The sequence below is a fragment of the Psychrobacillus sp. BM2 genome, assembly GCF_048572895.1.
Classification (GTDB): Bacteria; Bacillota; Bacilli; order Bacillales_A; family Planococcaceae; genus Psychrobacillus.
In genome coordinates this window covers 15,527-29,093 of record NZ_CP183878.1, presented here as the reverse complement: position 1 = coordinate 29,093, position 13,567 = coordinate 15,527, and the positions used below count along the sequence as shown (strand labels likewise).

Here is a 13,567-nt window from a genome sequence, read left to right as displayed (position 1 = left end):
CTTAAACCACCTCCGTGATAGTTTTATCTGCGGAATCCATCGTTCCATCTTTGTTTATGAACTCATTATCACCAGATAATGCACCGATAAGGGCACCACGAATAATAATCCCTTGCAGCTTTTGTTCCTCATTGATAACTGCCACAGGAATGCTTGCTGTAGATACTACATCAAATAATTCTGTTAGGACCGTATCTGGTGCGATCATCGGAAGGTCAGAAATAATGACATCATTCAGAGTCTTTTCTGATTCAATTGCTTCTACCGTATCCTGTGCGGTTACAGCACCTAGTAAGCGATTCGCATTATCTACTACATATATAGAAGAAATACCTAATTGTTTCATCAGTCGAAGTGCTACACGAGGACCTCGGTCAACCTTTACGGTGTCGGCTTTTTTCATGATATGACCAGCAGTTAATACTTTGGACAAGTCTACATCTTCTACAAATCGTTCAACATACTCATTGGATGGACTCATCAGAATTTCTTCAGGCGATCCAATTTGAACAATTTCTCCGTCTTTCATCAGCGCTATACGGTCTCCAATGCGAAGTGCTTCATCTAAATCATGTGTGATGAAAATAATCGTTTTTTGCATATCGTGGTGAAGCTGAAGTAACTCATTTTGCATATCTTTTCGAATAAGCGGATCTAATGCGCTAAATGCTTCATCCATCAGTAATATATCAGGATTATTTGCTAGTGCTCTAGCAAGTCCAACACGCTGCTGCATTCCCCCACTTAGTTGCTTCGGATACTGGTCCTCATATCCCGCAAGGCCAACAAGTTTTAATGATTCTATAGCTTTATCATTTCGTTCTTTTTTAGAAACCCCTTGGATTTCTAAGCCATATTCTGTATTTTCAACGATCGTTTTATGTGGAAAGAGGGCAAAGTTTTGAAATACCATCCCTATTTTCTTTCGTCTTACATCACGGAGCTGTTCCTTATTCATCTGAACAATATCCTTACCATCCAGTAATATTTGCCCCGATGTTGGATCTATTAATCTATTTAGCAGTCTAACTAATGTAGATTTACCACTTCCGGATAAACCCATAATGACGAATATTTCACCTTCATTGACATCAAAGGATACTTGATTCACCCCAACCGTGGCACCAGTTGCTTTCAAAATTTCACTTTTTGATTTACCATCTTTCAGCATCTGCACTGCCCGGCCACTACTTTTACCAAAAATCTTCGTAGTGTCTTTTACTACTATTTTTTTGTTTATGTATTCTTCACTCATATCATCACTCCTCACCGTCCGAAACACCCGAACCCAATCCATTATAGAGGTAAGGGCGTAAAATTTCAACAGTTTAAACCATATTAATTGTTTATACGGTAAAAACTGTACGTAAAATATTTAAAAAAATTGCTTTTTGGGTATAGATATAATACATTTAAATTTAGTTAGCTGATTATGTGAACAAAGCTAATTTCAGTGGAGGGAACGTAAATGGAAGACCATGAAAAAATAGATAAAGCACGGGAACGAATAATAGAGACAATTGCCCAAAACATACATTTATACGGCTTGGTACCATCTGCAGGTAGACAATTCGGTACAATGTTTTTTCAAAACGAACCATTAACATTAGATGATATGACAGAAAAATTAGGCATGAGTAAAACAAGCATGAGCACTTCTGTCCGAGCGCTGTCCGAACTAAAGTTAGTTGAACGTGCATGGAAAAAAGGAGTTCGAAAAGATTTATATAAAGTGACCGATGATTGGCATCAAAGCTTCATTGACTTATTTTCCATTAAATGGCAGAGATCAGTTACACTGCATTCAGTAGCTATTAAAAAATCATTGACTGAACTCGAGGAACTGTTACAAGACCCTGCCCTTAGTGAGGAATTACGTGAAGTGGTTCAAATAGATATCGATAAACTAAAGTATATGAAAGACTACTACAACTGGCTTGAACGTGTCATAGATGCATTTGAGGACCAGCGTATTTTCGATTTAGTACCTAAGTTTGAGGGTTCCAACGAAAATGCTAAAAACTAATATGACCATAAAAAAACTCCAATTAGTAGCACTTTTTAAAGTGCACATTATTTGGGGGTTTTTTTGTTTGTCCCTGTGTAAGAAACAAACATGAAAATATAAACATTCACGATTGTTTGAATTAACGTGAATGTTTATTACACAGGGTCGAAAAAAAAGAATCCCGCTGGAACCAGTTATCTTTGGTTCCAGCGGGATTTATATTTCTTTTACAGATTGGAGCTTTTGCTATACTTCCTACAATTATTATTTATTCATTCTTGAAAGAAAATCTCCAAGTAGGTCATCTAGGCTTTCAGTTTCGACATTCTCCTCGGAATCTTCTTCTGTAGCGGCATGCTCATGTTTTGCCATGTCCCAGTCAAAATTCATCAAATCGTCTTCTAATTCGTCAGTAAGAAATTCTTCTTGTTCTTCCTCTGGTTCAGTTGAAACATTAGTGCTAGTACTTGTATTAGACTCATTTTCTATTTTTTCAGTCGGTTCAGCTTGTAAATACAGGGCTTGGTCAATATCTAAGGCATTGCTGTTAAGAGAGGCAAGAATAGACATTGCACGCACTGGATCTGACAACAAATGATACACAATATTTCCTAGCATAGCTTCTGAATGTGCATGTTTAAGCCAGTTACGCTGTTCCTTGCTTAACTGTTTCGGCATAGGAATCGTTATTGTTTCTCTATCCTTGGATAATGAGTTACTTACTCCATCTAAAACAAACTCCGCCATTTTACTTGAAAAGTTTCTTCTCTCAGTTTCTTTTAACTTTTGCATTTGCTTTATAATGTGATCAGGAGTGTCAGAAGGAAGACGAAATGTAATAGCTTGTCCTCTTTGAATACCAGAATTCCCCGATTTTTCCATGAAATCACCCTATTTTTCTACTTTTTGTTTCGTTGCTTCATTACTTTTTATATCCTTCTTATTCTTTCTAACAAAATCAGAGATTAATTTATGATAAGCATTTGCCATCATCCAGATACTCTCTTTTTCATCTTCAAAGAATTCAATATTATAGCCATTTAAATTGTTATTTAGTGTTTTAATATATTCTTTTAATACGATCGCTCCGCCGCCTACAAAATAGCAGATCTCTGTTTGCGAATTTTTTTGCCAAACATTACGTAAATGACGATATTCTTTCTTCGCTAAGTCTAAAAGAATTCGATCGGTAATATCGTGAACGCTTGTACGGCTACCATTTACCATAATATGATTTCGATCATTTTTTCTAGTGATAATATCTACAACATCTCTACGACTGTCTAATTCTACACCATGTTTTAATCTAATTTCTTCTCGAATAGACTCTAGCGCTTCAGAAACACCTAGATTGAACCCCTGCGCTTTATCGTCATCTACATTACGATTCTTAATGACCGCAACATCAGTTGATAGGCCTCCAATATCTTGAATCAAGATACTTTTATCTACTAAATCTCTGTTAATAATGTTTAAATCATTATCCATTACTAGGTTAATATATGCTGCAAATCCTTCAGGATATATTTTAACTTCATCAAACTTGATATTTACTTTTAATCCTTGGTATTTAGGTGTTACTAAAAACTCGACTTGGTGAACCGATCCTAATAGCTGCGATCGATAGCCTACATCTTTTCCTTCTTTTACTTCGCGAAGTGGCAGACCAGTACCTAGCGTATAGTTTGCATCAATTACGTTATTGTTCTTTTTAAAAACCTCTGAGTTCTCTTCTCTCACTGCATCTAAAGCTAAAGAGGCAAATAACATAACTAGTGTTTGATCTTCCTCTGATTTGTTGCTACCAGGGTCTAATTCAGTTGCATTATTACTTTTTGTCGCTAAGCTACCAACACGGTAAATTATATTGTTTTCATTTAGAGCAGGGGAGTGCACTTTAATATGAATTCCTTCTATCGGATCCTTATCATTCAATTCTTCTATACCTATTACCGGTCTGTCTTCTGTTGAGACCGCAACTACATTGGGAATGTTTAATTCATAATCTAATTTTCCAAATAAAGCTTTTACTGAGTCATTTCCTACATCGATTGCACAAATTCTTGAAGTATTCATCAAATCATCCCTTCATCTTATGTTCTACCATTTAAAGGTATCTTACAGCCAAAGCTCGGTCAATCCCCCAAAAGTTGTATTCAAATCGTGTACATTTAACCTACTTTTGTATACAAATATTCTTATAATGTGTACTTGTAAACTTTGTTGTATACATCCTTATATACCAAAATGTATACGTGTTTGTAAACAAGTTTACTAATTTGTATACACAACGTTTTCTTCGTGTATACTTGTATACACTTTTGTAAACTTACCTATTTTTAGAAAACAAAAGATTTTATTTTAATTTTTTTATGCTACTTTGACTACAACAGAAATACTAAAAACATGAGTAATTTTGACCCAATTAAAAGATAGTAACCCGGATTTACATACCTATTTGTTCATATTTGTATTTAAGGGGTCCTTAAAGCCATTTAAACTTACTATGACCTATTTATATTAAAATTTAAAATCAATTACTTAGAAGGCCATATTTTATGTTGAAAATGGGTCGTCATAGAAATTCATATGTAATCTTTATAGAAGTTTGCTATCTTGTTAATCTATGTATTCATGTATCTAAGTTTATTTTGACATTATAGAAGATTTTATAAATAAAAAATGATCCAAGATAAGAGTATATACTTATCTTGGATCACTTTTTTATTAAACCTTCCTACTCTATCATCAATATTTCTTTAATATCCTCTTCTGTCATAGTAGACATTGTATCCTGCCCCGAGTGAATGACCTCGTCAATAAGACTTTTCTTTCTATGCTGTAGTTGAGTAATTTTTTCTTCAATGGTGCCCTTTGCTATTAAACGAATTACATGTACTTCGTTTTCTTGCCCCATTCGATGAGCACGGTCTGCAGCTTGCTGCTCCACTGCTGGATTCCACCATAGGTCGTAAAGAATGACGGTGTCTGCTCCAGTCAGATTCAATCCAGTTCCCCCTGCTTTTAACGAAATTAGAAAAAGATTCCCTTCTCCGTTATTAAAACGATTACATAATTCTACTCGCTCTTCTGATGGTGTTTGGCCATCTAAGTAGAAATAAGGGGCTCCCTCTCGTATGAGTTTTCCTCTAATGATGCCTAGCATCTGTGTAAACTGTGAAAAAATGAGCACTCTTCTACCCGATATTCGGCATTCTTCCAAGAGCTCCATCAGCTGTTCAAACTTAGCGGAACTTCCCTTATAGCCTTCTACGAAAAGAGCTGGATGACAACATAGTTGGCGAAGTCTTGTTAGTCCGGCCAATATTCTTATACGATTTCTTTGGAGATTGCCTTTTTTCAAATGCTTCAATGCATCTTGTTTAAGTTCAGCCAAATAGGCTGCATATAAAGTTTTTTGCTCCATTTGTAATTCGGAATACAGCATCGTTTCCGTCTTCTCAGGCAATTCCTTCAGTACCTCCTGTTTCATACGCCGCAATATAAACGGTCGAACTCGTTTTGCTATATTTTCACGGCTTAATTCACTAAAGGCTCGTCTTCCAGGCAATAATTCTGGAAACACAACATGGAATATTGACCAGAGCTCGTCTAAAGCATTCTCTATTGGTGTCCCTGTTAGGGCAAATCGGTACTCTGCTTTGATCATCTTCACTGCTTTTGCTGTTTTTGTTAATGGGTTTTTAAATGCCTGTGCTTCGTCTGCGAACAACGTATGAAAAAGGTGATTTCGATATAGCTCCGTGTCCATTCGAAGCGTTGGATACGAAGTAATTATTACATCTGCATGTGAAGTCTGTTTCCACGAATCACTTCTTTTTGTTTTATCGCCATCTATCACCAGTGCTTGAATATGGGGAGTGAATTTTTTTAACTCATTCCTCCAATTGTATAAAAGCGAGGCAGGACATACGATTAACACCGGTAAATTTCGTGCACGAACATCCGGAAGTACAGATTCAATGAAGGCAATACTTTGAAGCGTTTTCCCAAGTCCCATATCATCAGCTAGGATGCCACCAAATTTGTATTTTGCTAGTAGCTGGAACCAACGAAACCCTACTTTTTGATAGTCTCTCAGTACCCCTTCTAAAGGAATTGGAACATTCAACTCTAAGTTTCCAGGGTCGTGTAAGTTTTTCATGAGCTTAGCAAATTTTTCACCAGGCTCTACCAAGGCTCCTTGCTCCAAAGAATCGATCATTTGCATTCCTTTTATTAACGGAACATGAATTTCATCATCAATCGTATCAGTTGTAATTCCCATATCAATGATAAAGCTAGCTAACGCTTGATATTCAGGTGTCTCAAGTGAAACTAAACTGTCACCCGGAATGCGGTAAAATTTTCGTTTTTCTTCAATAGAAGCCATTAGGCGCTGGATTTCCTTTTCCGGAATTCCTTGTAGATCGAACTTAAACTCTAGCCAATCTGTCCGCTCTTTTACTTCTACTCTTATCCTCGGGCCAATATATCCTCTTTGTACACGCATTTTAATTGCTGTCGAGGCATATATTTGAACCCATTTTTCCATGTTGGGTAGCACATGATATAAAAAGTGATATTCTGCCTCCTCGTCGAATAAGTAGAATCCACCTGGAGTTTGAGTAAACCCGCTCTCCATTAATACATCGATGATCTGCTGTTCCTTATTCAGTTGACGTCTAATCCCTGGAAAGTGCATAATTTCTTGTTCTAATTCTTCACTTGGATTGATGACAAGATGTCCGTAATGGAACTCTAACCCCGCTAGTATACGGTGCTTAACTCGATCCAAAAATAGCTTTACACGAAGCGGAGTTTCTCCGATTCTTTTTGAAATAGATTCCGCTATATGTAAGTAGCCAAGCTTCATAAACTCAGGTATGGTTTTCTCCATAAAATGATCTATTTGGTTCTCTGAAATAACCAATTCATGTTTTCCAGACTGATCGAGCATTTCTTTTAATTCCGCTAGTCTTATGCACTCTTTTATCGGAATTTTATACAGAACCCCTTGTGAAAATGCATATCCATAGCCTTTGAGCACAATAATTCGGTCGAGCCCAACCACATTTAGCTGATAATTGGTCTTCTTCGTTTCATCAAAGACAAAACGTAGCGGCAGGTCTTTCCCAAATTGTACTCCATCATACATTTTTTCTTCGTGCTCAAATCTAACTAATGGAGCTTTTGTTAACAAAGGAAGTAGCTGATCCCAATCCGATGCGGATATAAGTAAAGTATCTGCTTGTACTGTTTGCTCATGCTGACCTTTTAACAACAGCTGAAGAACTGCATCAGTTTCTTTTGGAAAGCTATAAATTTCCTGTACATAGTATTGTCCGGAGGAATATTCAAACGGTTCTTTTTTCTCAATACTATAAAGAAAGTCCTTTACGTTTGAAATACTATGCAATGTATTTGGTCCTACATTCATCCGAATTCCAAACCCATATCCCCCTGTCTCTAGGAGTACTGGACGGCATATAAATTCCATGTGAAGTGTCTGTCTTTCGTCAAAATGTAGTTGCTTTGCCGTTGGGTGCACTGCTTGGTTTTCAAACAAATCGAGCATTCTTGTAGCCAATCGTTCCTCTGTTTCCTTTTCTTCTACTACAAATAATACTGCTGCAATATGCTGACAATACGTTTTGACAAATCCTATGGGTGGGCAAGTACAGTTACCTCCGACCTTTCCGTCAGAATCTGCTACCACCATGACTTCAACATCATCTACTGCATGTACAGTAGCTTTGAGAATCGAGTCTTCTGGTTTGAAGGAATGTAGGTCTACTTTCCCTGCTTGATAATAGGATTTGCCTTTTTTAAAAGCTGTCACACCACATAATTTCTTTATTTTTGCTTCATTCATCGAAAAATTCATGGAGTATCCTTTCTCGACCTATAAATAAAGAATATCTTTTGATCGCCTAGATTGATTTTACTTTATTTTAGCATATACCTAAACTTATCGACCTTCCCTAAAATAGAAGCCCCAGGAAACCCGTTCGTTTCAATTGGCATCGATACACTTTTTTCACGTTCCATGTTTTTTGTTTATGGCGTATTCTAATGGGTAAATTAAAGGTAATAAAATTAATCAATGGAGGTATATACAAATGGCAGATAAAAAATTTGTAGGATCTTTTCAAACAGAACAGGAAGTACTAGACAAAATTAATGAATTAAAACTAGAAGGATATATGGAAAACGATATTTATGTCGTTACAAATCATAAGGATTCTCTTTCAATCGTACGTGGGCAAACAGATGCGGAGCTAGAATCGGTTGAAGGGAACTGGTTAGACAAATTTAAGGCTTTCTTAACTGGTGATGAGCCTGTCCGTGCTGCCTTCAGCCAAATGGGATTTTCAGACGACGATTCGCATCGCTATTATAGTGAAGTGAAAAGCGGAGGCATTCTCCTATACGTAGATAAGAATTACGGAACAGTTTACGATGAATATGCGAAAAACCAGTCTGATTCCTCTTATGAGGGAACAGAAATAAGAAATTCGGGTGAAGCAATTCGTCCCGGAGATGTTGAAAATCGGTTAAATCAATATCCATTAAGCGACCGTTGATTTGTTTAATACACTCGGAATAACCCCTAAACAATGAATATTTGTTTAGGGGTTTTTATTTTTAACTCGGACAAAATCTTCTTACCCCATCTTCTCGTGTTTCTATATACTTAATGGTAAAATTAGTCTAATAACAAGTAGGATTACAAAGGGGATGCTTATGAATATTAATGTGAATTTTTCAGGGGACTTTTCAAAACTAGTAACACCAGAACTAACGACTAGATTAGAAGGAATTCAACAGGGGATACATAATAAATCAGCAGCTGGTGCTGAGTTTTTAGGTTGGGTTGATTGGCCTAGTAATATGAGCACTGAATTTCTGCAAGATATCCAAAAAACAGCCGAACAAGTTCGTTCCAATTCGGATGTGCTAGTCGTTATAGGAATCGGCGGATCATACTTAGGATCCAAAGCAGTTATTGAAGCACTATCGACACCATTTGAAAAAAAAGGTGAGCTGGAAGTCATTTTTGCTGGTCATATGGTTAGTGGGGAATATTTGAAGCAGCTAATGTCCTACCTAGATGGAAAGGAAGTAGCGTTAAATGTCATTTCCAAGTCTGGTAAAACGACCGAGCCTGCTTTGGCATTCCGGTTTTTACAGCAATACATGGAAAAACGCTATGGAGATCAGGCAACATCACGTATTATCGTGACAACGGATGAAGAAAAAGGTGCACTTCTATCACTAGCAATAGAAAAAGGATATAAGCGCTATGTCGTGCCAAACGACGTAGGAGGAAGATATTCCGTATTTACAGCTGTTGGATTACTCCCTATTGCGGCTGCAGGATATGACATTGAAAAATTGATTGGCGGTGCCACAAAAGCAGAACAGAAATTCAGCACAGTAGATACAAAAACCAATAGTGCTATTCAGTATGCTATTATCCGCAAGCATTTGTATGATGCTGGCTACCCAGTTGAAATTATGGCTACCTTTGATGAAAAGCTACGCTATATCCAAGAATGGTGGAAGCAATTATTTGGTGAAAGTGAAGGCAAAGATGGTAAAGGGATTTTCCCAGCATCCGTCGTCTATTCGACCGATTTGCATTCATTGGGTCAGTACATCCAAGATGGAAAACGCATGTTATTCGAAACGTTTTTAACAGTAGAAAAAGCAAATGATGATTTAACCGTGTTTGAAGCAGAAAATGACGATGATGAATTGAACTACTTAAGTGGATTAACACTTCATGAATTCAACCATGCCTGCCATGAAGCAACTGCTAGCGCTCACTTAGATGGCGGTGTGCCACAAGTTTCCTTATCTATCGGGCAAATCGATGAAGAGCATATCGGATATTTGTTGTACTTCTATATGATTTCATGTGCATATAGCGCATATTTACTAGATATTAATCCCTTTGACCAACCCGGTGTGGAAGACTATAAAAATAATATCTTCAAAATCCTTAAAAAACCAGGTTATTAATGGGCAACTAGGGAAAGTCAATACTTACTACCCCTTTCGTTACTCTTATAAGATAAGCGCAACACCCTTTAGTAAAATAGAAAGGAAAAAATGAGCTTGGAAATGTTTCTTCAAGCTCACTTTTCTATACGAACTAACTCTAACTTTATTGTATTTTCTTTGTCTAATTTTCCATCTTCGAATTTTCCCACCCGTATAACGTTGTCATGCGTAACTCTCCATTTCATTTTATAACCCGGTGTGGTTCTATCTGATTTCTGCACCGATGCTATTTTGGAAATGACTTAAAGCCCATTCGTGACCTAACTGATTGAAACTTGCGACAGCATCTTTATAAACGACTACTTTATAGCCTTTGTTAAAAGCATCTACTGCTGTATGAAGTACACAGATGTCGGTACATACGCCTATGAGGTGAACTTCTGTAATCTGTCTTTCTCTAAGTTTTAACTCTAGGTCTGTACCAGCAAACGCAGAATACCTAGTTTTGTTCATCCAATATACCTGGGCATTAGTTTTGTTGTTTTCATACACATCTTTGAGTCTTCCGAACAAATCTCTGCCCTTGGTTCCCTCTATGTTGTGAGGAGGAAATAACTTAGATTCAGGATGGTAGTTGTCATTCTCTTGGTGTGTATCAATAGCGAACACCACGAAGTCCCCATTCGATATAAAATCTTTGGTTACCTGTACAATAGCGTCCTCAATGTCCTGCCCTGGTTTACCACATGTTAATGCCCCTTTATCTGCTACAAAATCCACTGTATAATCAATGTTTAATAATGCCTTTTTCACCATTTATCCGCTCCTTTATATTAATTAAATTATAGAGCATTTTATAAATAAAAAAGAGTGCATATATCATGCACACTTTTAGTTTATTTTGTTGAATCTATTACAAGCATCGCCGCTCCCAGCATTCCTGCTTCATTGCCAAAATTTGCACGTCGAACCTGAACTGGTTTTAGCTTCAATGGTTCTACTTTGGCAAGAAGCTCTTCCCACCAATAATCTGCAGAGTCGGATACACCGCCGCCTATAACGACACAGTCCATATCAAGGACTGCTTGAAGGCTCGAGATAACAATTGCAAAGTCAGAAAGGAAACGTTCACGAACAGCTATTGCTCCAGCATGACCTTCCATAGCTAAACGAAATACATCATGAGGCTTCGCCAATTCATTGGTTTCAGCATTGATGACATTGCCCTCTTCGATAAGTCTCTTGATAGCCGTTCCAGATACGTATTCTTCACTACAGCCGGGTCTGCCACATCCACATACTATACCATTTGGATACAATATTAAGTGACCAACCTCGCCACCACCACCATTTTTCCCATTCATCACTTTTCCATCAAGCACTATACCTCCGCCTAGTTTTGTTCCGACTGTCAGACAAACTACTTGGTTGAATCCCGCCGCTGCACCAAGTCTAGCTTCTGCCAGTGCAGCACAATTAGCATCGTTGTTTATCTCTACCGGAAGTCCTGTTGCCGCTTCAAGTAATGCTTTTACAGGCGTCCCTTGCCATCCAGGCATTTCTGTTTCAAACGTGATGACACCCGTTGCTGCATCTACCATTCCTCTTGTTCCAATGCCAATTCCAGCTATGTCTGGTGCATCATTCTTCATCGCAAGAACCTGTTCCTCTAAGTAAGGATATAAAGGCAATACAGTTGGTATCGTTTTATCAACTAGAACTTCACCTTGTTCATTTACGACACCCATTCTTATTTTCGTTCCCCCAATATCTACTCCCAGTACCTTCTTCAATTCTCTATCTCCTTTTTAAAAGCGACCACAAAGGCTTCATATGGACGGATTTCTACTATTTTTTCATTAATTTCAATCATGTCGTAGTTTGAAATAATTAACTTTCCAGAATCTGATGGTACATCAAAGGTACTCCATTCTAGCTGTTCAATTTGATCGGAGAAATTTGTAGCTACCAGCCATTCTTCATCAGCTAACTGTCGTTTATAAATAAATAAGTTCGGATGATCCGCAAGTAAAAGTTGGAAGCTACCATGTGTAATTATGTCATGTTGCTTTCTAAGTTGTATTAGCTTTTGATACGTATAAAAAATTGAAGCGGAATCATTTATCGCTTGCTCAGCATTTATCTCGCTAGTATTGGGGTTCATTCGAATCCACGGAGTACCCGTCGTAAAGCCACCCTCTGAAGTCCATTGCATAGGTGTTCTCGCATTATCCCGACCCTTTGCATAAATACCAGGCATAATGTCCTTATGCGAAATTCCTTGTTCGATTTTTTCTTTGTACATATTCAATGTCTCAATATCTCGGTAATCCTCAAGCATCTGGAATTTCACATTCGTCATACCTAGCTCTTCCCCTTGGTATATATACGGGGTGCCTTGTAACATATGAAGACAGATGGCTAACATTTTGGCAGAAAGTCCCCGATATTCTCCATCATTACCAAAACGGGATACTACTCTCGGCTGATCGTGGTTGTTCCAATATAAGCTATTCCAGCCCACTTTATGAAGTGCATGCTGCCATTTTTCGAAATTTCTTTTTAATTCAATTAACCTTAACGGCTGTACATCCCATTTTTCATAACCACTATCTAAATCCATATGCTCAAAAGTAAATACCATATTCATTTCTTTACTGTCAGGATTTGTGTAAATGCACGCATCATCAGTTGTCGCTCCAGGCATTTCTCCGACTGTGACCACATCATATTTACTCAATACTTTTTCATTCATCTCTTGCAGGTAACGGTGAATTTTCGGTCCATTAATAAAATATGGGCTTCCATCCCCATATAATTTATTTGGATGTACTATACCATCTGGTAGTTGTACATCCTTCGATATAAAGTTGATGACATCCATGCGAAAGCCACCAATCCCTTTTTCGAGCCAATATGTCATTAGTTGGTACACTTCCTCACGTAGAGGTTGATGTTCCCAATTCAAATCTGGTTGCTTCTTGGAGAACAAATGTAAGTAATAAGAATCAGTCAGCTCGTCCTTTTCCCAAGCAGATCCTGAGAAAACGGAGCCCCAATTATTAGGTGGTTGCCCATCCTTGCCATCTCTCCAAATATAGTAGTCTCGATATTTAGAATTCTTAGAAGACCTAGATTGCACAAACCATTCATGCTCATCTGAACTATGATTGACTACTAAATCCATCACAATTCGTATTCCTTGCTTTTTGGCTTCCTCAATTAGCTGTTCCATATCTTCCATTGTCCCAAATTCCTGCATAATTGTTCGGTAATTTCGAATATCGTAGCCATTATCATCATTCGGAGAATCATAGACTGGACTCAACCAAATAACATCTACACCTAACTTTTGAAGGTATTTCAACTTGGAAATAATCCCTTGAATATCCCCGATACCATCACCATTTGAATCCATAAAGCTTCTTGGATAAATTTGATACACGACACTTTTTTTCCACCAAGGATCCATTTTCTGACCCATTTTTCCACCGCCCTAAAATGTAACTTAATAGAGTTATTTTAATCTTCCCACAACAATTATGCAAG

At 37.5% G+C, this 13,567-nt stretch carries 10 protein-coding genes; 3 read left to right on the top strand and 7 right to left on the bottom strand.

What is annotated here, in order from left to right:
• Position 1 precedes the first annotated feature (1 nt).
• Entirely contained in the window at positions 2-1,255 is a 1,254-nt protein-coding gene (locus tag ACN6MX_RS00140) for a quaternary amine ABC transporter ATP-binding protein (RefSeq protein WP_419960682.1), read from the bottom strand.
• A 213-nt stretch (positions 1,256-1,468) separates the two neighbouring features.
• Here ACN6MX_RS00140 and ACN6MX_RS00135 point away from each other — a divergent pair, with 213 nt between their 5' ends.
• Entirely contained in the window at positions 1,469-2,026 is a 558-nt protein-coding gene (locus ACN6MX_RS00135) for a GbsR/MarR family transcriptional regulator (protein ID WP_419960681.1), read from the top strand.
• 246 nt (positions 2,027-2,272) lie between these two features.
• On the opposite strand, the gene ACN6MX_RS00130 is transcribed toward ACN6MX_RS00135, so the two are convergent.
• The 3 genes from ACN6MX_RS00130 to ACN6MX_RS00120 all read right to left on the bottom strand — a co-directional run bounded on the left by ACN6MX_RS00130 (position 2,273) and on the right by ACN6MX_RS00120 (position 7,895).
• Entirely contained in the window at positions 2,273-2,890 is a 618-nt protein-coding gene (locus tag ACN6MX_RS00130; RefSeq protein WP_419960680.1) for a hypothetical protein, read from the bottom strand.
• Between the two features lie 9 nt (positions 2,891-2,899).
• On the bottom strand, positions 2,900-4,084 hold the full coding sequence (locus ACN6MX_RS00125) for a hypothetical protein (RefSeq protein WP_419960679.1): 1,185 nt from the start codon (positions 4,082-4,084) through the stop codon (positions 2,900-2,902).
• Between the two features lie 661 nt (positions 4,085-4,745).
• Positions 4,746-7,895 carry an SNF2 helicase associated domain-containing protein gene (locus ACN6MX_RS00120; protein ID WP_419960678.1) on the bottom strand — a complete coding sequence of 1,050 codons (3,150 nt, stop codon included), beginning with the start codon at positions 7,893-7,895 and terminating at the stop codon, positions 4,746-4,748.
• A gap of 235 nt (positions 7,896-8,130) precedes the next feature.
• Between ACN6MX_RS00120 and ACN6MX_RS00115 the strand changes: the two genes are divergently transcribed.
• Together ACN6MX_RS00115 and ACN6MX_RS00110 are read left to right on the top strand one after the other, a co-directional pair.
• Positions 8,131-8,595 (top strand): general stress protein, encoded by a 465-nt coding sequence (locus tag ACN6MX_RS00115; protein ID WP_419960677.1) that lies wholly within the window; start codon positions 8,131-8,133, stop codon positions 8,593-8,595.
• Between the two features lie 154 nt (positions 8,596-8,749).
• On the top strand, positions 8,750-10,036 hold the full coding sequence (locus tag ACN6MX_RS00110; RefSeq protein WP_419960676.1) for a glucose-6-phosphate isomerase: 1,287 nt from the start codon (positions 8,750-8,752) through the stop codon (positions 10,034-10,036).
• Positions 10,037-10,282: 246 nt separating this feature from the next.
• On the opposite strand, the gene ACN6MX_RS00105 is transcribed toward ACN6MX_RS00110, so the two are convergent.
• The 3 genes from ACN6MX_RS00105 to ACN6MX_RS00095 all read right to left on the bottom strand — a co-directional run bounded on the left by ACN6MX_RS00105 (position 10,283) and on the right by ACN6MX_RS00095 (position 13,502).
• Complete coding sequence (locus ACN6MX_RS00105; protein ID WP_419962510.1) at positions 10,283-10,831, bottom strand: cysteine hydrolase family protein; 549 nt, start codon at positions 10,829-10,831, stop codon at positions 10,283-10,285.
• 83 nt (positions 10,832-10,914) lie between these two features.
• Positions 10,915-11,811, bottom strand: a complete 897-nt coding sequence (locus ACN6MX_RS00100) for an ROK family protein (RefSeq protein ID WP_419960675.1) — start codon at positions 11,809-11,811, stop codon at positions 10,915-10,917.
• Complete coding sequence (locus ACN6MX_RS00095; protein WP_419960674.1) at positions 11,808-13,502, bottom strand: glycoside hydrolase family 13 protein; 1,695 nt, start codon at positions 13,500-13,502, stop codon at positions 11,808-11,810. The genes ACN6MX_RS00100 and ACN6MX_RS00095 overlap by 4 nt, the downstream gene beginning before the upstream one ends.
• Positions 13,503-13,567 lie beyond the last annotated feature (65 nt).

Bases quoted from the DNA above. Each gene is read 5' to 3' on its own strand.
- ACN6MX_RS00130 (WP_419960680.1), bottom strand. From the start codon at position 2,890: ATGGAAAAATCGGGGAATTCTGGTATTCAAAGAGGACAAGCTATTACA.
- ACN6MX_RS00115 (WP_419960677.1), top strand. From the start codon at position 8,131: ATGGCAGATAAAAAATTTGTAGGATCTTTTCAAACAGAACAGGAAGTA.
- ACN6MX_RS00110 (WP_419960676.1), top strand. From the start codon at position 8,750: ATGCTTATGAATATTAATGTGAATTTTTCAGGGGACTTTTCAAAACTA.
- ACN6MX_RS00095 (WP_419960674.1), bottom strand. From the start codon at position 13,502: ATGGGTCAGAAAATGGATCCTTGGTGGAAAAAAAGTGTCGTGTATCAA.
- ACN6MX_RS00125 (WP_419960679.1), bottom strand. From the start codon at position 4,084: ATGAATACTTCAAGAATTTGTGCAATCGATGTAGGAAATGACTCAGTA.
- ACN6MX_RS00140 (WP_419960682.1), bottom strand. From the start codon at position 1,255: ATGAGTGAAGAATACATAAACAAAAAAATAGTAGTAAAAGACACTACG.
- ACN6MX_RS00120 (WP_419960678.1), bottom strand. From the start codon at position 7,895: ATGAATTTTTCGATGAATGAAGCAAAAATAAAGAAATTATGTGGTGTG.
- ACN6MX_RS00135 (WP_419960681.1), top strand. From the start codon at position 1,469: ATGGAAGACCATGAAAAAATAGATAAAGCACGGGAACGAATAATAGAG.